This window comes from Ruegeria sp. S84 (genome assembly GCF_056583445.1).
In genome coordinates, this window is record NZ_CM152618.1 from 3,373,291 (window position 1) to 3,395,024 (window position 21,734).

General features: G+C 59.1%; 19 protein-coding genes and 1 pseudogene. 13 read left to right on the top strand and 7 right to left on the bottom strand.

Annotated elements, in window-relative coordinates; translation table 11 throughout:
* The first annotated feature begins 42 nt into the window (after positions 1-42).
* From AC1DFB_RS16860 to AC1DFB_RS16870, 3 genes are all read left to right on the top strand, one after another.
* Positions 43-360, top strand: a complete 318-nt coding sequence (locus tag AC1DFB_RS16860) for a DUF3775 domain-containing protein (RefSeq protein ID WP_170408475.1) — start codon at positions 43-45, stop codon at positions 358-360.
* Between the two features lie 130 nt (positions 361-490).
* Positions 491-727 (top strand): DUF1127 domain-containing protein, encoded by a 237-nt coding sequence (locus AC1DFB_RS16865; protein WP_170394595.1) that lies wholly within the window; start codon positions 491-493, stop codon positions 725-727.
* A gap of 57 nt (positions 728-784) precedes the next feature.
* Entirely contained in the window at positions 785-985 is a 201-nt protein-coding gene (locus tag AC1DFB_RS16870) for a DUF1127 domain-containing protein (protein WP_480614420.1), read from the top strand.
* Between the two features lie 66 nt (positions 986-1,051).
* Here AC1DFB_RS16870 and AC1DFB_RS16875 read toward each other — a convergent pair whose 3' ends face one another.
* From AC1DFB_RS16875 to AC1DFB_RS16890, 4 genes are read right to left on the bottom strand one after another with little or no spacing between them, the layout of a single operon-like run.
* A complete protein-coding gene (locus tag AC1DFB_RS16875) occupies positions 1,052-2,194 on the bottom strand; it encodes a saccharopine dehydrogenase family protein (protein ID WP_480921714.1) in 1,143 nt (380 codons plus the stop codon).
* A 3-nt stretch (positions 2,195-2,197) separates the two neighbouring features.
* Positions 2,198-3,253: a saccharopine dehydrogenase gene (locus AC1DFB_RS16880; protein WP_170408473.1), complete on the bottom strand. Its 1,056-nt coding sequence runs from the start codon at positions 3,251-3,253 to the stop codon at positions 2,198-2,200.
* A gap of 14 nt (positions 3,254-3,267) precedes the next feature.
* Positions 3,268-3,882: a glutathione S-transferase family protein gene (locus AC1DFB_RS16885; RefSeq protein ID WP_170626796.1), complete on the bottom strand. Its 615-nt coding sequence runs from the start codon at positions 3,880-3,882 to the stop codon at positions 3,268-3,270.
* 10 nt (positions 3,883-3,892) lie between these two features.
* Positions 3,893-4,543, bottom strand: coding sequence for a histidine phosphatase family protein (locus tag AC1DFB_RS16890; RefSeq protein WP_170513888.1), 651 nt, complete (start codon positions 4,541-4,543; stop codon positions 3,893-3,895).
* 128 nt (positions 4,544-4,671) lie between these two features.
* On the opposite strand from AC1DFB_RS16890, the gene AC1DFB_RS16895 reads away from it, so the two are divergent.
* From AC1DFB_RS16895 to AC1DFB_RS16925, 7 genes and pseudogenes are all read left to right on the top strand, one after another.
* Entirely contained in the window at positions 4,672-5,859 is a 1,188-nt protein-coding gene (locus tag AC1DFB_RS16895; protein WP_480921715.1) for a Zn-dependent hydrolase, read from the top strand.
* A 291-nt stretch (positions 5,860-6,150) separates the two neighbouring features.
* Positions 6,151-7,248: a glycine cleavage system aminomethyltransferase GcvT gene (gene gcvT, locus AC1DFB_RS16900; RefSeq protein ID WP_480921716.1), complete on the top strand. Its 1,098-nt coding sequence runs from the start codon at positions 6,151-6,153 to the stop codon at positions 7,246-7,248.
* 17 nt (positions 7,249-7,265) lie between these two features.
* Positions 7,266-7,631 (top strand): glycine cleavage system protein GcvH, encoded by a 366-nt coding sequence (gcvH, locus tag AC1DFB_RS16905; protein WP_170393732.1) that lies wholly within the window; start codon positions 7,266-7,268, stop codon positions 7,629-7,631.
* Between the two features lie 111 nt (positions 7,632-7,742).
* Positions 7,743-10,598, top strand: a complete 2,856-nt coding sequence (gene gcvP, locus AC1DFB_RS16910; RefSeq protein ID WP_170393730.1) for an aminomethyl-transferring glycine dehydrogenase — start codon at positions 7,743-7,745, stop codon at positions 10,596-10,598.
* Positions 10,599-10,796: 198 nt separating this feature from the next.
* A pseudogene (locus AC1DFB_RS16915) lies at positions 10,797-11,950 on the top strand (phosphoserine transaminase).
* A gap of 58 nt (positions 11,951-12,008) precedes the next feature.
* On the top strand, positions 12,009-13,604 hold the full coding sequence (gene serA / locus AC1DFB_RS16920; protein ID WP_480921717.1) for a phosphoglycerate dehydrogenase: 1,596 nt from the start codon (positions 12,009-12,011) through the stop codon (positions 13,602-13,604).
* A gap of 124 nt (positions 13,605-13,728) precedes the next feature.
* Positions 13,729-14,457: a metallophosphoesterase family protein gene (locus tag AC1DFB_RS16925; protein ID WP_170509011.1), complete on the top strand. Its 729-nt coding sequence runs from the start codon at positions 13,729-13,731 to the stop codon at positions 14,455-14,457.
* A 3-nt stretch (positions 14,458-14,460) separates the two neighbouring features.
* Here AC1DFB_RS16925 and AC1DFB_RS16930 read toward each other — a convergent pair whose 3' ends face one another.
* The 3 genes from AC1DFB_RS16930 to AC1DFB_RS16940 all read right to left on the bottom strand — a co-directional run bounded on the left by AC1DFB_RS16930 (position 14,461) and on the right by AC1DFB_RS16940 (position 18,123).
* Positions 14,461-15,978, bottom strand: a complete 1,518-nt coding sequence (locus AC1DFB_RS16930) for a malonate--CoA ligase (protein WP_170801541.1) — start codon at positions 15,976-15,978, stop codon at positions 14,461-14,463.
* A 78-nt stretch (positions 15,979-16,056) separates the two neighbouring features.
* The gene (locus tag AC1DFB_RS16935; protein WP_480921718.1) at positions 16,057-16,761 is read right to left on the bottom strand and encodes a UTRA domain-containing protein; all 705 of its coding nucleotides are present in this window, start codon (positions 16,759-16,761) and stop codon (positions 16,057-16,059) included.
* A gap of 6 nt (positions 16,762-16,767) precedes the next feature.
* The gene (locus AC1DFB_RS16940) at positions 16,768-18,123 is read right to left on the bottom strand and encodes a formimidoylglutamate deiminase (RefSeq protein ID WP_480921719.1); all 1,356 of its coding nucleotides are present in this window, start codon (positions 18,121-18,123) and stop codon (positions 16,768-16,770) included.
* 81 nt (positions 18,124-18,204) lie between these two features.
* Here AC1DFB_RS16940 and hutI point away from each other — a divergent pair, with 81 nt between their 5' ends.
* From hutI to hutG, 3 genes are read left to right on the top strand one after another with little or no spacing between them, the layout of a single operon-like run.
* On the top strand, positions 18,205-19,410 hold the full coding sequence (gene hutI, locus AC1DFB_RS16945; RefSeq protein WP_480921720.1) for an imidazolonepropionase: 1,206 nt from the start codon (positions 18,205-18,207) through the stop codon (positions 19,408-19,410).
* A complete protein-coding gene (hutH, locus tag AC1DFB_RS16950; protein ID WP_480921721.1) occupies positions 19,407-20,942 on the top strand; it encodes a histidine ammonia-lyase in 1,536 nt (511 codons plus the stop codon). The genes hutI and hutH overlap by 4 nt, the downstream gene beginning before the upstream one ends.
* Entirely contained in the window at positions 20,942-21,733 is a 792-nt protein-coding gene (hutG, locus tag AC1DFB_RS16955) for an N-formylglutamate deformylase (RefSeq protein WP_480921722.1), read from the top strand. Before hutH ends, hutG begins: the two co-directional genes overlap by 1 nt.
* Position 21,734: the final 1 nt, after the last annotated feature.

A 21,734-nucleotide genomic window follows, 5' to 3' on the forward strand; every position in this document is an offset into this window, starting at 1 on the left:
GTGCAGAAATGCCTGGACCGCGAACACGAGGAGTTGAGACAGATGTTGGAAATCTCGGCAAGAAAGATCGCCCAGGTCGCCATGATGGGGCGTGAACTGGACCGGGCCGAGGGCGAATTGCGCGCATTCATCGACCGTATGGGTGAGGATGAGCAAGCAGAGCTGGTAGCCGTCATGTGGATCGGCCGAGAAAGCTTTTTTGCCGAGGATTTGGCCGAAGCGATCGCGACGGCTAAGTCCGAAGCCTCGACGCCTTGCGCGGATTATCTGATCGGAACACCGCATCTGTCGGACCATCTGGAAAACGGGTTGGATGCGCTGGGAATTTCAGCCGAGGACGTTGAAAACGATCTGATGTAGTCGGTGATTTGGCGACGGGTCAGCTTATCCTAGCGTATGAATCAAAATTAATGCGGCCTTCCGTCGGGGTTAATGTCGAGTTCTTTGATCAGGTTCATCAAACACAGCGATGAATCTAGGAGGAACCGTCATGGCACATGTCAATGCAACCGGAGCAGATCATCGGGATCTGCTTTTTGGCCAACTTGTGAACCAAACAGTGCCAAAGTCAGGATGGCAGCGCCGCAAGGTCTACAAGAACACGATCCGGGCGCTAGAAGAACTCAGCGATCGTCAGCTTTTTGATATCGGCATTCCGCGTGGTGAGATCAGGCGGCGCGTATATCGGAACGTCTATCAGAACATACCCTATCTGAACGGCGTTTAAGCCTTTCCGGCGCTGAACGGATATCGGTCCATTTTAAATTTTGCTGAGGTAACGAGTATGCTAGATGCCAACCCAACCCCGAAACAAACCCCTTCAAAAAGCGCATTGATGCTGTTTGACCGGGCGATGAGAATACACGCCATCAGAGCGGATATCGTTTGCGCCGCCCAGGAACTGAACCGGCTTTCTGATTCCGATCTGTCAGAACTGGGCATCAACCGCTGTGATGTTGAAGCGGTGATTGCGCAATACATCTGACGATGGCGGGTTAAGCCGCATTAAGAACGCAGCCGCTCCGAAGATACCGGAGCGGCTGTTTGTGTTTCAGGCCGTGTGGTCCACGATCTGCAGGTGCTGCGCCAGCGTGTCGATCTCACGCATCCAGTCCTGCACCAGCTTCGGGTCGCTGGGTGCAGCGTGAACTCCTGCGGGAATAGCGCGGTTCAGCACGGCCTCGACGGCCAGTGAAACCGGGATCGAAACCAGCCGCGCCATCGCCGTCCCGCGCGCGTCGCCCCAGGCATCCATGACATAGGTTTTGTGCCAAACTTCAACGCCGTCCTTTTCCGCCTTCAGGCCCACACATAAAACCACGCGGTCAGGCTCGCCCTTGTCATAGGCGTTCTCGGCCCAGAACTGATCCGACATCTCTTTCAAGCGCGCATCGCCTTCGGGGCCGGACAGCGTTTCGATTTCGGTGAACACATCCGACCACGCCTCAGCCCAGCCGTTCAGGCGCAGGGTGCCACGGACAAATTCTTTGACCGGCCAGTGATCCTCGAACTGGTACTCGGCCTTGAAGGGGATCGAGTCGCGGTTCGGGTAAACTTCGAAGCTTTCCGGAGTGGGCAGCGGCGCGATGTAGCTGGTGATCGCGTCCCAAGGTCGGGCGACATCCAGCGGCGCGTAGTCCCGGATTGACTTGGATGGAGAGCGCAACGCCTTGAGCACACCCAGAGGCGACCAGCTGAATTTGTAGCGGAACGGGTTGGGATTCTTGGGAACGCCTCCGCAATAAGAGATAAAGCTCAGGTGGTTTTGGGGATCAAACGCGTCCGAGGCGCGGTAATCGGCAACCAGAGCGTGCGCCATCAGATGGTCGATGCCCGGGTCCAACCCAACTTCGTTAACCAGTGCAACCCCGGCCTCGCGGGCCTTGCCGTCCAGCGCGCGCATCTCAGGTGCGATATATGAGGAAGAGACAAAGTTGGCTTCTTTCGTGATTGCCAACTCTGCCAAAGGTACATGCCAGTCACCAGGCAGCATCGATACGATGACGTCACCTTTTCCCAGCGCCTCACCCAATGCATCGATGTCGAAGGCGCGGATGTCGTCGGCGAGGTCACCGACCTCTGTCTTGGCCTTCTCAATGGTCCGGTTCCAGACAGTGACTTTGTGCCCGCCTTCAATAAGACGGCGCAGGCCGGGGATGGCCGACAGGCCGGTGCCGCACCAGTGAATCGTCATCGCTCAGATCCCTTCAATATGAGTTTTGTAAGTTGCTTCTGCCCGGCCCCAGACGCCGCTATCCAGATCGGTGAGGGTCAACAACGACGGAAGTAATTGCGCCGCGTAGTCCTCGGAACTTTCGACAGGCAGCATCGACGGCAGGTTGTCGATCGCCATAACATCCATCACCGGATCGGTGGCCACGCGCAAGGCGGGGGCATCCCATGTGGTCGCGCGGTCATAGACCGGCACTGGGTTGTAATCGCTATCCGGGTCGCAGGCCACATCGCCGATAGCTGTAAGGTTCCGCGAGGTGGTCAGCGCTGACCGTGGGACAAAGACCGGTGTGCCGGGACGAGCGAAGATACAGTTCAGGAACAGGTCGTGGTCGAGGATTTCTGGGAATGGTCCGCCGCGGGCGGTTTCGGCCATGTCCCACTTGGTAACGCTGACGCCCATTGCCTCGCAGAGATCAGCCGCGCCTGTGCCAACACGGCCCAACGCACCGATGACGATGGCGCGGGGACGGTCGGCGCCGGTGGAGTCCAGCTCGGCCAGCAATTCGGCATTCAACGTGTCTTTGTTCTTATAAACACCAACCGGCGGGCATTCTTCATTTCGTTGCTGGGCCGCCCATGTCTTGAGCGTCACGGCAGCCCCCGCGTACCCAGCCCAATAGCCGAAAGCGGCAACCCGGCGGCCGTTTTCCTCGACCAGATACTCCAGATCATAAAGTGTGCCGCCGCCAGCCTTGAACCGCTGCAAAAGCGCGCGTCCTGCATGTTGCCCCTTATAGGCATGGCCGAACATGATATGGCGGTGGGGCAGGGGCGTGCCGTCCTCGGGCAGCTCCTTGAGGCCAAAGATGATCGCGTCCAGCGGGGCATTGGGCCAGGAATTCTCAGCCGCGATTTCACAGCCCGCGTCCTTGTAGCCATCAATTGCGATGGCGCGGACGGAACTTTCCTCGACCGTCACGCGGATGCCTGCCGCGATCAACGCGGCAGTGCCTTCGGGGGTCAGCCCGACCCGTTCCTCGTTCGGGCGCTGTTCTGCCCGGACCCAGAGATGTGTCATTCCAATTCCTTTTGTCAGAGCATACCGGCAGCGCGTACCGCCTGTACCGAGGGACGCGCCTCCATCGCTTCGCGGAAGGCGATGATCTTTGGAAAGGCCGAGACGTCAACACCGTCGCCCTCCAGCCAGCTGCAAACCACGTACAGGTACGCGTCGGCCAGCGAGAACGCCTCGCCCAAAACAAACGGCCCACGCAACCCGTTCGACGAGATATATGCGCAGGACTCAGTCATGTTTTGCGCGACTTTGTCCTTCATGTCTTTCCAGCTGGATTTCTTGTCTGCCCAACGGGGCCCGCGCATCTTGTGGGCATGGTTCACATGCATTGTCGAGGCGAGATAAAACATCACCTCTCGCATCCGCGCTGCCATAACCGGATCTGATGGCACCAATCCCGCCTCGGGCGCTTTAGCGGCAATGTATTCCAGCAACGCTCCGGTTTCGGTCAGAATGCCACCATCCACAACCAGTGCCGGGACCCGACCTTTTGGATTGATCTGCTTATAGGCGGGTTTGGTTTGCTCACCTCCGGCAAAGTCCAGTTGGATGGCCTCATACTCAAGCCCGGCCTCTTCCAGCGCAATTGCCACGGCGACCGAGATTGTGCGGGGGGCATAATAAAGTTGCATTGTAGCCTCCTTACAGATGGGTCTGCGCGAACTGACGGTCTGGCGCTTCCAGATGGGGCACTGCGTTGAACAGAACCGGACTTAGCTGCGCGCCAATCGGGTGCAGACGATGCATCGACGTGTTCATGATGGCAAGCGCCACCCGCGCCATTGATGGGATATCCAAGCCCATCGCCTGCCGCACCACCATCGAGATCAGCCCGCCCGAGGTCACGACAATTGCCGGACCGCCTTCGGTACCTATCTCTCGCAGAGCGTCGCGAACGCGAGTCTCGAACTCTTCAAAGGATTCCGGCGTATCTTCGATCTCGCCCCGGGACCAGGCGGCAAAGGTGCGGGGCAAGTGCTCGACAAAGCCTTCGCGGTCGGTTGGTATTTCAACCCCGTGCTGCTGTTGGAATAACTGGGCGAGGGTGAAATACTCGATCTCATTCAGCCGCGCATCCCGAGTTGGCTGCGGCAGCCCCATGCTGGCCGCAGTTTCCACGTGCCGGTTGAGTGTGCCGCAATAGACTCGAGGGTAATGCAGGCGGGTATCGCGCAAATGCGCGCCCAGCCAACGGGCCTGTTGGTGACCCAGTTCGCTCAGCCGGTCATAGCTCAGCTCATCCCGTGCGGTTGTGTTGGCCTGCCCGTGGCGCACTAATGTGATATGTGACATGATGATCCCTCTTGCGTTGACGTCTTAGGGCAGGTTCGGGGCCGGGACCAGAGGGCTTTCACGCGGGCCCGAAAAACTCCTATATCAGGCGAAGTTTACCGCTATGGTCACCCCGACAAGGAGGACCCATGGCTGTCGATCACACACGGTTTCTGACCGATCTACACACGCTGCGTTCATTCGGGGCTTCGGGCGTCGGCAAGGGCGTCGTCCGCCCCGCTTATTCCAAAGCTGATATCGCCGCGCGCCAGTGGCTCGCCGGGCGCATGACCGAGGCTGGCCTGACTCCGCATGTCGACCCGGTTGGAAACCTGTTCGGGTTGGCTGATGGACCCTCGCTGCTGATGGGCTCGCATTCCGACAGCCAGCCCGAGGGCGGTTGGCTGGACGGAGCCCTGGGCGTCATTGCGGCACTGGAAATCGCGCGTTCCAGTGATCGACCCATCTCGATCGTCAGTTTTCAGGACGAGGAGGGGCGGTTCGGCGTCACCACCGGATCGGCGGTCTGGTCAGGTGGATTATCTTTGGAACAGGCGGACGTGCTGATTGATGGCTCAGGCGTCACCTTTGGCAGCGCGCGGGCTGAAATGGCAAAGAAGTCGCAAGGCTTTGTTGATCCAGTCCGGTTCAGCGGCTTCATCGAAATGCACATCGAACAGGGCCCGGCACTGGATGCAGCCGGTGAACAGATCGGCATTGTTACCGATATCGTCGGCATCCGCGATATGGTCATCACCTTCCAAGGCCAGCAAAACCATGCTGGAACCACGCCAATGCATTTGCGACGTGACGCGTTTCAGGCCCTGTCGCTGTTCAACACGCGCCTCAATGACCGGTTCCGTAATGTGGTCACGCCGCAAACCGTCTGGACCATCGGGCGTGTTGATGTTCACCCCAATGCGTCCTCTATCGTGCCGGGACGGGTGCGGTTTTCGATGCAATGGCGCGACGGCGATCCTGAGCGTCTGGTGCGTATGGAAGACATCATTCGCGCGACCGCACAGCAGATTGCCGAAGAGCAGGGCATAACACTAACCTACGGCCCGATGCTGGGGTTAGAGCCCGTCAGCATGGACCCGGTTTTGCGCGGTGCGCTGGAAAGCGGCGCGCAGGCCATTGCGCCTGGGCGTTGGCGCAATATGCCATCCGGAGCGCTCCACGATGCCACCAATGTCTCGCGCCTGATGCCGGTTGCGATGCTCTTTGTCCCGTCGATTGACGGAATCAGCCACGATTTTGCCGAAGACACAGCCGAAGAGGATTTGGTTGCGGGTCTCAGGGTGCTTGATCGCGCAGTTCATTCCCTTGAGGAATGAAGGTAAGTTGAAGACCATTTCATGATTTTCCACGCGAAACCAAGTTACTATCGGGGATGTCCACCAGCTATGGGCGGGTGCTCGGCACAGTTTTACTGACTCCGAACAAGGAGTGTTGCCTAACGGAAAAAAGTTTCCTATAGGAACATTATTGATGCATGCACCCGTATACTGTTCTGCCGTAATCGAGGCGATCCGCTGAAATCCTGGGCTGAATCGTTGCAATCTGTGCAGCTTGGGTCAGACTGACAGGAACGTTTCTGGGTAACTGATACAAAGCAGGTGGCCACCATGACTTCATCCTTAAAACGCACGCCTCTTTACGCTTTGCATGTTGAGTTGGGGGGTAAGTTGGTTGATTTTGCGGGATGGGAGATGCCTGTTCAGTATCCTTTGGGGATTATGGGGGAGCATAAGCAGTGCCGTGAGAAGGCGGCGGTGTTTGATGTGAGCCATATGGGTCAGGTGATTTTGCGGGGCGAGAATGTGGGTGAGAAGCTGGAAGCGCTTTGCCCGCAGGCTTATGCGACGCTGAAGGAAGGCAAGGCGCGGTACGGGTTCTTTACGAACGCAGAAGGCGGGATCATGGATGACCTGATCGTGTCGAACGCGGGGGATCATTACTTTGTGGTGGTGAACGCGGCGCTGCGGCATCAGGACATTCCGCATATGCGTGAGCACCTCGAAGGCGTTGAAGTGATCGAGATTTTCGACCGCGCGCTGGTGGCGGTTCAGGGCCCTGCGGCGGAAAACGTTGTGGGCGAACTGTGCCCCGCCGCGCGTGATCTAAAGTTCATGGAAACCACGGTGGCCGATATCAACGGTGTTGAGTGCCGTATCTCGCGGCTGGGCTATACCGGCGAGGATGGCTACGAGATCTCGATCCCCGAGGACAAGGCGATCGAGATCACCAAGGCGTTTCTGGCGCATGAGGATTGCGAAGCGGCCGGTCTGGGCGCGCGCGACAGCCTGCGGCTGGAGGCAGGTCTGTGCCTTTATGGCAATGACATCGACCAAAGCACCTCGCCGGTCGAGGCCTCGCTGGGCTGGGCGATGCAAAAGCGCCGCAAGGAAGAGGGCGGTTTCCCGGGCGCGGACCGCGTGCAGAAGGAACTGGCCGAAGGTCCCGCCAAAAAGCTGGTGGGCATCAAGCCCGAAGGCCGTGCGCCTGCGCGTCAGGGCGTGGAAGTGCAGTGCCTTGAGGGCAACAGCATCGGTCAGATCACCTCGGGCGTGTTTGGCCCCACGGTGGGTGGACCGGTGGCGATGGGCTATGTGAGCAAAGGCCATGGCGAGCCGGGCGAGAAGGTGAACCTGATCATCCGGGGCAAGCCGCAACCGGCTGAGATCGTGGCGCTGCCCTTCGTCAAACAGAATTACAAGCGTTGAAGTCAGGAGAGAGAGACATGGCAACCTATTATTCCGAAGAGCATGAATGGCTGAGCGTTGACGGCGACACCGCCACGCTGGGCATCACCAAACACGCCGCCGAGCAGTTGGGTGACGTGGTGTTCGTGGAACAGCAGGAAGCAGGCGACGAGTTCGAAAAAGGCGGCGAGATCGGCGTGATTGAATCCGTCAAGGCGGCGTCCGAGCTTTACGCACCGGTCGACGGCGAGATCACCGAGGTGAACGAGGCACTGGCCGACAATCCCGGCGCGCTGAACGAAGACCCCGAAGGCGAGGCCTGGATCTACAAGATCAAGATCGCGGACGCCTCGCAGCTCGAAGACCTGATGGACGAGGCCGGCTACAAGGCCTTCATCGGTTAACTCAGGCGGCGGGTCCGTGCGCGGCCCCGCCCCTTCATCTGTTTCCAAATACTTCCGCCGGAGGCTCCTGCCGTCTCCGCCGGGCCTGACCTATCCTTGAGGAGCGCACACATGGCCTTCAAACTGACCGATTACGAAGCCTATGACTTCGCCAACCGCCGCCATATCGGGCCCAGCCCGACCGAGATGCGCGACATGCTCAAGGTGATCGGCTTCAAGACGCTGGACGAGCTGATCGACGCCACCGTCCCGCCGGCGATCCGGCAGAAAGAGCCGCTGGACTGGGGTCCGGCGATGACCGAGCGCGATGCGCTCTTTCACATGAAAGAGGTGGCGAGCAAGAACAAGGTTCTGACCTCGCTGATCGGTCAGGGCTATTATGGCACCACCACGCCGGCGCCGATCCTGCGCAACATTCTGGAAAACCCGGCCTGGTACACGGCCTACACGCCTTATCAGCCCGAGATCAGCCAGGGCCGACTTGAGGCGCTCTTGAACTTCCAGACCATGGTCAGCGACCTGACCGGGCTGGACGTGGCCAACGCGTCCTTGCTGGACGAAGCGACTGCTGCGGCGGAAGCCATGGCGATGGCCAAGCGCGGCGGCCGGTCCAAGGCCAACAATGCAGCCTTCTTTGTCGACAAGAACTGCCACCCGCAGACCATCGCGGTGATTAAAACGCGCGCCGAGCCTCTGGGCATCGAGGTGCAGGTGGCTGATCCGGACACGCTGGATGCGGGCGCGGTCTTTGGCGCCATCTTCCAGTACCCCGGCACCCATGGCCATGTGCGCGACTTCACCGCCGAGATTGCGGCCCTGCATGAACACAAGGCGATTGCCATCGTCGCCGCCGATATCCTGTCGCTGGCGCTGCTGAAGTCGCCCGGTGAGATGGGCGCGGATATCGCCATCGGCTCGACCCAGCGCTTTGGTGTGCCGATGGGCTATGGTGGCCCGCACGCCGCGTATATGGCGACCACCGACAAGCTGAAGCGCTCGATGCCGGGCCGGATCATCGGTGTCAGCATCGACAGCCGGGGCAACAAGGCTTACCGCCTGGCGCTGCAGACCCGCGAACAGCACATCCGGCGTGAGAAAGCCAACTCGAATGTCTGCACCGCGCAGGCGCTGCTGGCGGTGATTGCCTCGATGTATGCCGTGTATCACGGCCCCGACGGCATCAAGGCCATCGCGCAATCGGTGCACCGCAAGACCTCGCGTTTGGCCGCCGGTCTGGAAGAGGCAGGCTTTGCTGTGGAGCCGGAAGTGTTCTTCGACACGATCACGGTTGAGGTTGGCCATCTGCAGAAAACGGTCATGGAGGCCGCTGTGGCCCGGGGCGTCAACCTGCGTAAGGTCGGCGACACGAAAGTGGGCATCAGCCTGGACGAACAGACCCGGCCCGAGACCATCGAGGCGGTCTGGGGGGCCTTCGGCATCGACCGCAAGGATGACAGCTCGAACGTGGCCTATCGCCTGCCGGATTACGCGCTGCGCGAAAGCGAGTACCTGACCCACCCGATCTTCCACAAGAACCGGGCCGAGGCCGAGATCACGCGCTACATGCGCCGTCTGGCCGACCGCGACCTGGCGCTGGACCGGGCGATGATCCCGCTGGGCTCGTGCACCATGAAGCTGAACGCCACGATCGAGATGATCCCGGTCACCTGGCCCGAGTTCGGCAACCTGCACCCGTTCTGCCCCGAAGATCAGGCGCAGGGCTATCATGAGATGATCGATGATCTGAACGACAAGTTGTGCCAGATCACCGGCTATGACGCGATCAGCCAGCAGCCCAACTCGGGCGCGCAGGGTGAGTACGCAGGCCTCTTGACCATCCGCAACTATCACTTCGCCCGGGGCGAAGGGCAGCGCAATGTCTGCCTGATCCCGACCTCGGCGCATGGGACCAACCCGGCCTCGGCCCAGATGGTGGGCTGGCAGGTTGTGCCTGTGCAGGCGGATGAGAAGGGCAACATTGATCTGAATGATTTCCGCGCCAAGGCCGAAAAGCACTCGGACCATCTGGCCGCCTGCATGATCACCTACCCCTCGACCCATGGCGTGTTTGAGACCACCGTGCAGGAGGTCTGCCAGATCACCCATGATCATGGCGGTCAGGTTTATATCGACGGCGCCAACATGAACGCCATGGTGGGTCTGTCGCGTCCCGGAGACATCGGCGGTGACGTCAGCCACCTGAACCTGCACAAGACCTTCTGCATCCCCCATGGCGGCGGCGGCCCCGGCATGGGTCCGATCGGCGTCAAAGCGCATCTGACCGAGCATCTGCCCGGCCACCCGGAATACGGCACTGCCGTGGGTCCGGTCTCGGCGGCGCCCTTTGGGTCGCCCTCGATCTTGCCGGTTAGCTGGGCCTATGTGCTGCTGATGGGCGGCGCGGGTCTGACGCAGGCCACGAAAGTGGCGATCCTGAACGCCAACTACATCGCGGCGCGGCTCAAGGATGCCTACCCGATCCTCTACACCTCGGAAACGGGTCGCGTGGCGCATGAATGCATCCTCGACACCCGCCCGCTGGACGAGGCGGCCCATGTCAGCGTCGATGACATTGCCAAACGTCTGGTGGACAGCGGCTTCCACGCGCCCACCATGTCCTGGCCGGTGGCCGGCACCCTGATGGTCGAGCCCACGGAATCGGAACCCATGGATGAGCTGGACCGCTTCTGCGACGCCATGCTGTCCATCCGCTCCGAGGCACAGGACATCATCGACGGCAAGATCGACGCGGAAAACAACCCGCTGAAAAACGCCCCCCACACGGTGCGCGATCTGGTCGGCGACTGGGACCGTCCCTACACCCGTGAACAGGCCTGCTTCCCCCCAGGCTCCATGGGCGTCGACAAATACTGGTCCCCCGTCAACCGCGTCGACAACGCATACGGCGACAGAAACCTCATCTGCACATGCCCGCCAATGACCGAATACATGGACGCAGCAGAATAAACCTCAATCAATAAACCCCCGCCAACTGGCGGGGGTTTTCGCCCATCGGAAACCTGTGTTCCGATCTGAGCCCATTTCCAGTGTCGTTTTCCGCTGATGAAGCGTCTTTTACGCTTGCTGCAGGTGCAAACGACCCATACCTCTGTGCGTGGGACACCCCTCCCCAACGAGGGGCGTGTATCTGGAAGGGTAATACACATGACTATCGAACAACCGGCGACGCGGCCGGCCAACCCGCGTTTTTCCTCGGGCCCCTGTGCCAAACCCCCACATTTGATCTGACCAAACTGGCGGATGCCGCCTTGGGCCGCTCGCATCGGGCTGCGGTCGGCAAGGACAAGCTGAAGGCGGCCATTGAAGGCACGCGAGAGATTCTAGGCATTCCAGCGGATTATCGCATCGGCATTGTACCAGCCTCGGACACCGGTGCGGTTGAGATGGCGCTTTGGTCTTTGCTGGGTGAGCGCAAAGTTGAAATGCTGGCCTGGGAAAGCTTTGGCGCGGGTTGGGTGACTGATGTGGTCAAGCAACTGAAAATCGACGCTGAAGTGAAAACCGCCGAGTACGGGCAAATCGTTGATCTCGCGTCCGTCGATTTCGCCAACGATGTGGTGTTCACATGGAACGGAACGACTTCGGGTGTGCGGGTCCCAGATGGCGACTGGATTGCCGATGATCGTCAGGGTCTGACGATCTGTGACGCGACATCCGCTGCGTTCGCGATGGACTTGCCATGGGACAAGTTGGATGTGACAACGTTCAGTTGGCAGAAGGTACTAGGCGGAGAGGCGGCTCATGGGATGCTGATCCTGTCTCCGCGCGCGGTCGAGCGCTTGGAGAGTTACACCCCGTCATGGCCTTTGCCGAAGATCTTCCGCCTGACCAAAGGTGGCAAGCTGATTGATGGGATATTCGCCGGCGCGACGATCAATACACCCTCAATGCTAGCGGTTGAGGATTACCTTTTCGCGTTGGATTGGGCGCGTTCAGTCGGAGGTTTGCAGGGGCTGATTACTCGTGCGAATGCCAATGCTGGCACGGTTCATGCGTTCTGCGACCAAAATGACTGGATCGCCAATCTGGCCGAAGACTCGACAACTCAATCAAATACGTCGGTCTGTCTGAAGTTCACCGATACGCGCATTCAAGATGGTGCCGTTTTTGCCAAAGCCGTCGCCAAACGGCTTGAGGCCGAAAACATTGCGCTTGATATCGGTGCCTATCGCGACGCGCCTGCGGGTCTGCGCATCTGGTGCGGCGGCACGGTTGAGACATCAGATATCGAGGCGATGCTGCCCTGGCTTGCATGGGCTTTTGAAGCCGAGATTGCAGCGCAAACCGAAGCTGCCTGACCTTTTCTACCGGGCCGCATCCGGCCCGGACCTTCCACAATGTTCAAGGACCAAAAATATGGCTCCCAAAGTACTCGTCTCTGACAAGCTGAGCGAAACCGCCGTACAAATCTTCCGCGACCGTGGCATCGACGTGGATTTCATGCCCGATCTGGGAAAGGACAAAGACAAACTGGCCGAGGTGATCGGTCATTATGACGGCCTCGCCATCCGTTCTGCCACCAAAGTCACGCCAACCATTCTGGAGAAGGCAGACAAGTTAAAAGTTATTGGTCGTGCCGGGATCGGCACCGACAATATCGACAAGGATGCGGCCTCGAAAAAAGGCGTCATCGTGATGAACACACCGTTCGGCAACATGATCACCACCGCCGAGCATGCCATCGCGATGATGTTTGCCGTGGCGCGGCAAATCCCCGAGGCCAGTACCTCGACCCATGCGGGCAAGTGGGAAAAGTCCAAGTTCATGGGGATTGAGCTGACCAACAAGACCCTGGGCGTGATCGGCGCGGGCAACATTGGTGGCATCGTATGCGAGCGTGCTTTGGGTCTGAAGATGAAGGTCGTCGCCTATGATCCCTATCTTGGCGAAGAGAAAGCCGCGCAGATGGGTGTGGAAAAGGTCGAACTGGACGAGCTTCTGGCCCGCGCTGACTTTATCACTCTGCACGTGCCGCTGACCGATCAGACGCGCAATATCCTCAGCCGTGAGAATCTGGCCAATACCAAGAAAGGCGTGCGCATTGTCAACTGCGCCCGTGGCGGTCTGGTCGACGAGGACGCGCTGGCCGAGGCGTTGCAATCGGGTCATGTCGCCGGTGCGGCCTTTGACGTGTTCAGTGAGGAACCGGCCAAGGAGAACGCCCTGTTCAACCTACCCAATGTGGTTTGCACACCGCACTTGGGTGCGGCCACGACTGAGGCGCAGGAAAACGTGGCGCTGCAAGTGGCCGAGCAGATCTCGAATTACCTGCTGACCGGAGCGGTCGAGAACGCACTGAACATGCCCAGTGTGACGGCAGAGGAGGCCAAGGTCATGGGGCCGTGGATCAAGCTGGCCGGGCATCTGGGCAGCTTCATTGGTCAGATGACGGATGAGCCGATCAAGGCAATCAACATCCTCTATGACGGTGTCGCTGCGAACATGAACCTGGCTGCGTTGAATTGTTCGGTCGTTGCCGGAATCATGAAGAAATTCAATCCCGAGGTGAACATGGTCTCGGCCCCGGTTGTCGCGAGAGAGCGTGGCATCCAGATATCGACCACCAATCAGGACAAATCCGGTGCGTTCGAAGGCTATATCAAGGTCACTGTGGTGACTGAAAAGCGTGAACGCTCAATCGGTGGCACGGTGTTCAGCGACGGCAAGCCGCGGTTTATTCAGATCAAGGGCATCAATATCGATGCCGAGATCGGGGCGCATATGCTCTATACGACTAACGAAGACGTGCCGGGCATCATTGGTGCTTTAGGACAGACCATGGGCGAGAACGATGTGAACATCGCGAACTTTACTCTTGGACGATCCGAAGCCGGCGGTGAGGCGATTGCGTTGCTTTATGTTGATGAACCGGTACCAGCCGAGGCGCGCGCCAAACTCGCCGAGACAGGTCTGTTTACTCAGATCAAACCGTTGGAGTTTGACGTGGCCTGACGGTCGCTGTTGAACTTCTGTGACAGATTGATGCCCGCGCTTGTCCAAAGCGTGGGCATCGCCTTTTCAAAGTGCTGATTTTGCGCCAGAAGTGCGGCAATCACCATTGCCCGAGGGAAAGCTGATGACCAATCCGATCTACGCAATTGGAGATTTGCACGGCCGCGTGGATGAGTTCGAGCGCTCCTTGGCGCTGATCGAACGCGATGGCGGCCCCGATGCCGAGATCGTGTATCTGGGCGATTACGTTGATCGGGGCCCCGACAGCCGGGGCGTTCTGGATCGGCTGATCGCTGGTCGCGATGCGGGCAAGCGGTGGATCACTCTGCTGGGCAACCATGACCGGATGTTTTCATGGTTCCTCGAAGATGTCCCGCGTCACGATCCGCATATGTTGGTCGGGTATCATTGGCTGCACGAGCGGTTGGGTGGTGTCGAAACACTACAAAGCTATGGCGTGTTCTTCGATCAGCAGACACGGCTCGAGGATCTGCATGCAACGGCGCGGGGTGCGGTTCCCGATGCGCATCGGATATTTCTGCAAGGGCTCATCGCCATGCATCAAACGCGCGAGATTGCTTTTGTCCATGCGGGCATTCGGCCCGGTATTCCGCTGAGCGAACAACGGGAAAATGATCTGGTCTGGATCAGGCAAACCTTTCACAACCACCGAGGTCCGCATCCGAAACTGATCGTCCATGGGCATACGCCGGTGGATCAATCAACGCATTACGGCAATCGCATCAACCTGGATAGCGGCGCAGGGTATGGCCGCCCGGTTGGCGTTGCAGTGTTCGAAGGACAGGATTGCTGGTTGTTGACAGACAAGGGTCGCGTTGCGCTTTTGCCTTGAATATCAGGTCTTGGTGAAAAGGTCTTTGCAGCGGTCACGCAGGATGTTCTTTTGCACCTTGCCCATCGTGTTGCGGGGGAGCTCGTCCAGCAGGATCAACTGGCGGGGATGTTTGAACCGGGCGAGCGCGTCCCGGACCGCACCCATGATGGCCTCGATGTCTGGCGTGTGACCGGGGGCAGGGACCAGAATGCCAACCGGGGTTTCTCCGAAATCCGGATGCGGGACGCCAATTACCGCGCTTTCCAGCACGCCGGGTTGTTCGTCTAGCAGCAGCTCGATCTCTTTGGGGTAGATATTATACCCGCCCGAGATGATCAGGTCTTTCTCGCGCCCGACGATATGGACATAGCCGTCCTCGTCGATCCGACCCAGATCGCCAGTGATGAAGAACCCGTCTTCACGCAGTTCTGCGGCGGTTTTGTCGGGCATTTGCCAGTAGCCCTGAAACACATTGGGACCGCGCACCTCGATGATGCCGATCTCACCATCTGCTAGGGTTTGACCTGTTTTGGGGTCTGTGACCTTCAGTTCAACATCCGGCAGGGGAAATCCGACCGTTCCCGCCCGGCGTTCGCCGTCATAGGGGTTAGAAGTGTTCATGTTCGTCTCGGTCATGCCATAGCGTTCCAGAATGCGATGACCTGTACGGTCTTCAAATTCAACGTGGGTATCTGCCAGCAAAGGCGCTGAACCTGAGATGAACAGCCGCATATCCTGAGTCAGATCTTGGGCGAAGCGGTCGTCGCTTAGCAGGCGGGTGTAAAACGTCGGCACCCCCATCATCGCCGTTGCCTGTGGCATCAGGCGTAACATATCTTCCAAGTCGAACTTCGGCAGAAATATCATCGACCCGCCCGATGCGAGGACGACATTTGTCGCAACAAACAGTCCATGCGTGTGAAAGATCGGCAGCGCGTGCAACAGCACGTCATCATCTGTGAAACGCCATTCCTGCACAAGGGTCTCCGCGTTCGACAGCAGATTCGCCTGCGTCAGCATTGCCCCTTTCGAACGCCCCGTCGTGCCTGAAGTATATAGGAACGCAGCCAGATCATCTTCGGATCGGTGGGCCGGCTGAAAGGCCGGAAGCATCCCCAGAGCACGCCGCATAAGGCTGCCTGAACCGTCGGCGTTTAGCGTTTCAAGCCGGGCATTGTTCTTTTGCACGATCTCGGCAAGCCCTGCCTCGTTTGCCTCATCGCACACCACCAGTGAGGCTCCGCTGTTTTCGATGAAATAGCTTAGCTCTTGCGTCGTATAGCCCGTATTGAGAGGTAGAAAGATCAGCCCCGCTTGGACACAGGCGGCATAAAGCGCCAGTGCCTCAACGGATTTCTCCACCTGCACCGCCACGCGGTCGCCCGGTTCCATTTCCAGTCCTGTCATGGTGTTGGCCAGACGGGCCGCCGTGTCCAGAAACGTGGCATGGGTCAAAGTCTGACCATCCGGAAGGTGCAAAAACGGCGTATCCTTGCCTGCATGGATGCCCAGCAAACGATCATAAAGCGGGTTGCCCATCCCGATATCCTTTCCAGCAGACGCGCACATTCTGCAGCAAATCTGTCGTGGAATTGGGGAAGCGTAAAGCCCGGACAATCAGAACTCGGTTGTCATCCGATATCCGGCTGCAAAATACATCTTGGCAAACGTTACCGGCTGACCCTGCAGCCATGTGATACGCTCGGCAGTAAAAACGGGTTCACCCTCGGGAACGTCCAGAAATCCGGCCAAAGTGGTATCTGCGCGGCTGGCCAGAAAGGTCAACTCGACATTGGTGAACGGGACTGTTTGCACCAGCCAGTCATTGGGTCCGACGCTAGTGAAATCTGCCTGCGTGACCTGAGGTACGCTGTCTATCACGATCCAGCGGTCTTCGAACTGAAACGGTGAATTGCCGGAGAAATGCATGCATCGCACGTGCATCACACTTTGATCAGCACGTAGGGCCAACCGGGCCGCCAGCCAGTCTGGGGCGATCTGCGTTTCACATGACACAAGAGCGTAGCGATAGGTTCCGCCCGCCGCTTCGATTTCATCTCGGACCAGAGGAATTGTGAAGCGCGCCTGTCGCTGCGGTGCGCTAAGGACCCGGGTGCCTGCCTTTCGGCGCCGTTCAAGAAACCCTTCATCCGCCAGTTCCCGCAGTGCTCTGTTGACTGTGGTGCGGGTGCACGAAAACTCGACCGCTAATTCTTGCTCATTGGGAAGCAGAGCGTCGGGCTGCAACTCGCCCGAGCGGATCCGGCGCAGGACGGTTTGCTTAATGTCTTTGTAGCTGGTTGTGTCGCTGGTTTGGGTCATATAAGTTCAGATGTCTTCCAAAAGGTCATTTATCGCGGCACGATAATTGTTCAGGATCGCATCGCGGGCGATATGGCGCCCGCCGCGCACCTGATGTCGCCCGGCAGACCAAAGGTCGGTCACTGTTCCGTCAGGCGCGGCAAAGCTCAGGCCGTCAATCAATTGATCGTCGCGCAAAGTACACAGGGTGGGGTGACTTCGATCGATCGCAACCAGATCGGCCAGATGACCTATTGCGATCTCTCCGGCGTCGCGCCCCAGCGCCTGTGCGCCACCGCGGGCGACTCCGGTATACAGCGTTTGACCGACCGAGCCTTCGCCACGTACCAGCACAGTGCGGGCCTTGTCGCGCAGACGTTGAGAATACTCCAGCGTACGCAATTCCTCGGGCAGCGAAATACGCACATTCGAGTCTGAACCGACACCAAAGGCACCGCCCTGCTCGATGTAGACGGCACCATTGAAAATACCATCCCCCAGATTGGCCTCTGTGATCGGGCAAAGACCGGCCACAGCCCCGGATCGGGCAAGAGCGCGGGTTTCATCGTCTGTCATATGAGTGGCATGGATCAGGCACCATCGTTCGTTCACATCCACGTTGCTCAGCAGCCAATCTACCGGTCGTTGACCCAGAGCGGCTTCTACATCCGTGACCTCCTTCTCTTGTTCAGAGATGTGGATGTGCACCGGGCCTCGTGGGGTAGCGTTCAGCACTTGCCGTAGATCATCAGGCGAGGTCGCACGCAGAGAGTGCGGCGCGATGCCGATCTGGCTGTCTGCATAAGGCATCAGCGGCTTACAGTCCTCGACAAGCTGCAGGAACCTTTCCACATCATTGCCGAACCGCAATTGACCACCGGTCAGAGGCTCTTGCGCGACGCCGCCATAGGTGTAGAGCACCGGTAGATGTGTCAATCCAATCCCGGTTTGGCTGACTGCCGAGAAGATGCGCTGACTCAGCTCAGACAACTGCGCATAAGGCGTGCCGCCGGGTTGGTGGTGGACGTAGTGGAATTCCCCGACCGCAGCATACCCGGCTTCCTGCATCTCCATATAGACCAATGCAGCAATGGCCTCGATCTGTGCAGGAGTGAGGCGGTCCAGAAATCGGTACATCAAGGTACGCCAGGTCCAGAAGCTTTCGCGCCCTGCTACGCGCGTTTCGGTCATGCCCGCCATGGCGCGTTGAAAGGCATGGCTGTGCAGGTTCGCCAAAGCGGGCAGCAACACGTCGACCCGAGTGTCTTCGGGTTTTGGCTCGGTCCCTGATTTCAGCGCAGCGATCCGACCGTCTTCGATTTCGACTCGTAGGTTGTGCACCCACTCAGAGCCTAACAGGGCCGTTTTAGCATGAACCGTCATCGTAATTCCATTTTGTGTAGACTTTATATTTTTAGCCGTATACGAAAAAATCAAGCGCAGGGGGAGCCCAAAAGAATCGCCATGACGAAAAAAACTGTTCTTCGTAGCAAACATGTAGCCACCATGGGGGGCGACCAATCCTATGGGATGATCGAGGATGGTGCGATTGCCATCGATGGGTCGGAAATCGTTTGGGTTGGCGCTCGGTCGGCAATGCCGCCGTCATATGCCGAGTGGCCGCAGAACGACTATGGTGACCGCTTGATCACGCCTGCTCTGATTGATGCTCATACTCATGTTGTGTTTGGCGGCAACCGCGCGGTTGAGTTCGAAATGCGCCTGAAGGGCGCGACCTACGAAGAAATTGCCCGCGCGGGTGGAGGCATCCTGTCGACCGTAAACGGCACGCGGGCAGCAACAGAAGAAGAGCTGCTTGCAGGCGCGCTTTCGCGCGTGGACGCATTGCTGGCCGAAGGTGTGTCCTGCATCGAGGTGAAGTCGGGTTATGGGCTCGATACCGAAACCGAACTGCGTATGTTGCGCGCGGCGCGCCGAATTGCGCGGGAGCGCCCTATTCGGGTCAACACCAGTTTTCTTGGCGCACATGCCGTTCCGCCAGAATATGCGGGTCGGGATGACGCCTATATTGACGAGGTCTGCATTCCGACACTGCGCGCGGCCCATGCCGAAGGGCTGGTGGACGCGGTGGATGGGTTCTGCGAAGGCATTGCATTTGATCCAACACAGATCGAACGGGTTTTTGTTGTCGCGCAAGAGCTTGGCCTACCGGTGAAGCTGCATGCTGAACAACTTTCAAATCTAGGTGGGGCTAAGCTGGCGGCAGCTTACGGAGCGCTATCCGCTGATCATATCGAATATTTGGACGCCGACGGTGTTGCCGCCATGGCCAGGGCCGGAACGGTCGCGGTCCTGCTGCCCGGCGCGTTCTATACGCTGCATGAAACGCAAGCTCCGCCGATTGAATTGTTGCGCCAGAAGAATGTTCCCATGGCACTGGCGACCGATTGCAATCCGGGGTCCTCACCCCTGACTTCTCTGCTGCTAACAATGAACATGGGGTGCACTTTGTTTCGCATGACGCCTGAAGAAGCATTGGCAGGTGTTACCCACGTCGCGGCTCGCGCTTTGGGTCTGGATGATACCGGCGTGATCGCGCCCGGATTGCGCGCTGATCTGGCCGTCTGGGATGCTACTCATCCTGCAGAACTGTCCTATCGCATCGGTTTCAACCCTCTGCATAAACGTATTTTTGGAGGTCAGGAATGACACCTCTGTTGCTTGTCCCCGGTCAGGTTTCGCTGGATCAGCTTGCTCAGATCTACTGGACCGAAGCCGCCATTTCGCTGGACGCCGCCTGCCGACCCAAGGTTGAGGTCGCTGCTGCACGCATTGCGCAGGCTGCCGAAGGAAGCGAGCCCGTCTATGGCGTCAACACCGGCTTTGGCAAACTGGCGAGTCACAAGATTGCGGCCAAAGACACCTCGACCCTGCAGCGCAACCTGATCCTCAGCCATTGTTGCGGGGTGGGGCCGGCTGTGCCGCGTCGTCTGGCGCGGCTGATGATGTCGCTCAAGCTGCTGTCCTTCGGGCGCGGCGCGTCAGGTGTCCGTTGGGAGCTTGTCGAATTGCTGCAGCAGATGCTGGCGCGCGGTGTGACACCGGTGATCCCGGCGCAGGGTTCGGTTGGTGCATCTGGTGATCTGGCGCCCTTGGCCCATATGACCGCGGTTGTGATCGGTGAAGGCGAGGCCGAAGTAAACGGCACCGTCATGCCGGGTGCTGATGCTTTGAGGACCGCCGGGTTAGAGCCGATACAGCTCGGACCCAAGGAAGGTCTGGCGTTCATCAACGGCACACAGTTTTCAACCGCGTATGCGCTGGCCGGTCTGTTCGAAGGATGGCGTTCGGCGCAAAACGCGTTGGTAATTTCGGCGGCATCGACGGATGCGATCATGGGTTCTACCGCCCCCTTGCAGCCCGAAATTCACGCGCTGCGTGGCCATCGCGGCCAGATCGAGGCAGCGGCGGCAATGCGGGCCACGCTGGATGGCTCGGAAATCCGCGAAAGCCATCGCGATGAGGATACGCGGGTGCAGGACCCATACTGCATCCGATGCCAGCCGCAGGTCGCGGGTGCTGCGATGGATGTGATCCGGCAGGCCGCCGCAACGCTTGTGGTTGAGGCCAACGCCGCCACCGACAATCCGCTGGTTCTGACCGATCCGGATGCCATTGTCTCGGGCGGGAACTTCCACGCCGAACCGGTAGGCTTTGCCGCCGATATGATTGCTTTGGCCCTGTCAGAGATCGGGGCGATCGCACAGCGTCGGATCGCATTAATGGTCGACCCGGCGCTTAGCTTTGATCTGCCGCCCTTCCTGACGCCCGAGCCGGGGCTGAACTCGGGTCTGATGATCGCCGAGGTCACGACGGCTGCGTTGATGAGCGAGAACAAACATCTGGCCAACCCATGTGTGACCGACAGCACACCTACATCGGCCAATCAAGAAGACCACGTCTCGATGGCTGCCCACGGGGCGCGGCGTTTAGGCCGGATGGTTGATAATTTGAACTATATTCTGGGGATCGAACTGCTCTGCGCCGCGCAAGGCATCGAGTTCCGCGCACCTCTTGCGACCAGCAAAGCGCTGACCAGCGTGGTTGGGCGTTTGCGCGACGATATCCCGTCGCTTGGCGATGATCGCTATCTGGCGCCTGAATTGGAAACCGCAAAGTCCCTAGTCGAAAGCGGAACTATTTTGCAGGCAGCTGCAATGCCCATGCCGGAGCTGTCGTGATGCAGGTTTTCAGTGTTCAGCGTGGCGATGGGCCCATCGTGCTGGGACAGCCGCATGGCAGCACGTATGTGCCCGACGACATTGCTGCGCGACTGAATGCGAATGGGCAGGCGCTGGCGGATACGGATTGGCATATCAATCAGCTCTACGATGGGCTCGTTGCCAACGCGACGGTCGTGCAATCCCATATCCACCGCTATGTCATTGACGCTAATCGAGACCCTGCGGGCGTATCATTGTATCCTGGGCAGAACACAACAACTCTGGTGCCGTTGACCGATTTTGACGGTCAGCCGATCTGGACCGAGGGGCAGGAGCCCTCAGTCGATGAGATCGAGGTACGTCGAACCGCCTACCACGCGCCCTATCACAACGCGCTTGAGCAAGAGCTTGAAAGGGTGCGGGCAATACACGGTGTTGCGATCCTGTTTGACTGCCACTCGATCCGAAGCAAGATCCCGTTCCTGTTCGAAGGCACCCTGCCGGATATGAACATCGGCACCGATGGTGGCGCGACCTGTGCCCCCGGCATTGAGGCCGCGGCCTATGAATTTTCGCATTCCTCCCCTTACAGCACCGTCCTGAACGGGCGATTCCGAGGGGGTTGGACGACCCGCCACTATGGCCGTCCTGATGAAGGCCAACACGCGATCCAGATGGAGTTGGCGCAATCTACCTATCTGTCCGCCGAAACCCCTCCGTGGGCGTTTGACGAGGCGAAAGCCAAGCGCCTGCGTCGCTGGTTGGTGGATATTCTCGACGCCATCCAAGACACTGCATTGGAGCTTTGAC

Coding starts and splice junctions, on each gene's coding strand:
- AC1DFB_RS16880 (WP_170408473.1), bottom strand. CDS start 3,253: ATGACACATCTCTGGGTCCGGGCAGAACAGCGCCCGAACGAGGAACGG.
- hutI (WP_480921720.1), top strand. CDS start 18,205: ATGACGAAAAAAACTGTTCTTCGTAGCAAACATGTAGCCACCATGGGG.
- gcvP (WP_170393730.1), top strand. CDS start 7,743: ATGGCCTTCAAACTGACCGATTACGAAGCCTATGACTTCGCCAACCGC.
- gcvT (WP_480921716.1), top strand. CDS start 6,151: ATGACTTCATCCTTAAAACGCACGCCTCTTTACGCTTTGCATGTTGAG.
- AC1DFB_RS16875 (WP_480921714.1), bottom strand. CDS start 2,194: ATGACGATTCACTGGTGCGGCACCGGCCTGTCGGCCATCCCCGGCCTG.
- AC1DFB_RS16895 (WP_480921715.1), top strand. CDS start 4,672: ATGGCTGTCGATCACACACGGTTTCTGACCGATCTACACACGCTGCGT.
- serA (WP_480921717.1), top strand. CDS start 12,009: ATGGCTCCCAAAGTACTCGTCTCTGACAAGCTGAGCGAAACCGCCGTA.
- AC1DFB_RS16935 (WP_480921718.1), bottom strand. CDS start 16,761: ATGACCCAAACCAGCGACACAACCAGCTACAAAGACATTAAGCAAACC.
- hutH (WP_480921721.1), top strand. CDS start 19,407: ATGACACCTCTGTTGCTTGTCCCCGGTCAGGTTTCGCTGGATCAGCTT.
- hutG (WP_480921722.1), top strand. CDS start 20,942: ATGCAGGTTTTCAGTGTTCAGCGTGGCGATGGGCCCATCGTGCTGGGA.
- gcvH (WP_170393732.1), top strand. CDS start 7,266: ATGGCAACCTATTATTCCGAAGAGCATGAATGGCTGAGCGTTGACGGC.
- AC1DFB_RS16930 (WP_170801541.1), bottom strand. CDS start 15,978: ATGGGCAACCCGCTTTATGATCGTTTGCTGGGCATCCATGCAGGCAAG.
- AC1DFB_RS16870 (WP_480614420.1), top strand. CDS start 785: ATGCTAGATGCCAACCCAACCCCGAAACAAACCCCTTCAAAAAGCGCA.
- AC1DFB_RS16865 (WP_170394595.1), top strand. CDS start 491: ATGGCACATGTCAATGCAACCGGAGCAGATCATCGGGATCTGCTTTTT.
- AC1DFB_RS16860 (WP_170408475.1), top strand. CDS start 43: ATGTTGGAAATCTCGGCAAGAAAGATCGCCCAGGTCGCCATGATGGGG.
- AC1DFB_RS16890 (WP_170513888.1), bottom strand. CDS start 4,543: ATGTCACATATCACATTAGTGCGCCACGGGCAGGCCAACACAACCGCA.
- AC1DFB_RS16885 (WP_170626796.1), bottom strand. CDS start 3,882: ATGCAACTTTATTATGCCCCCCGCACAATCTCGGTCGCCGTGGCAATT.
- AC1DFB_RS16940 (WP_480921719.1), bottom strand. CDS start 18,123: ATGACGGTTCATGCTAAAACGGCCCTGTTAGGCTCTGAGTGGGTGCAC.
- AC1DFB_RS16925 (WP_170509011.1), top strand. CDS start 13,729: ATGACCAATCCGATCTACGCAATTGGAGATTTGCACGGCCGCGTGGAT.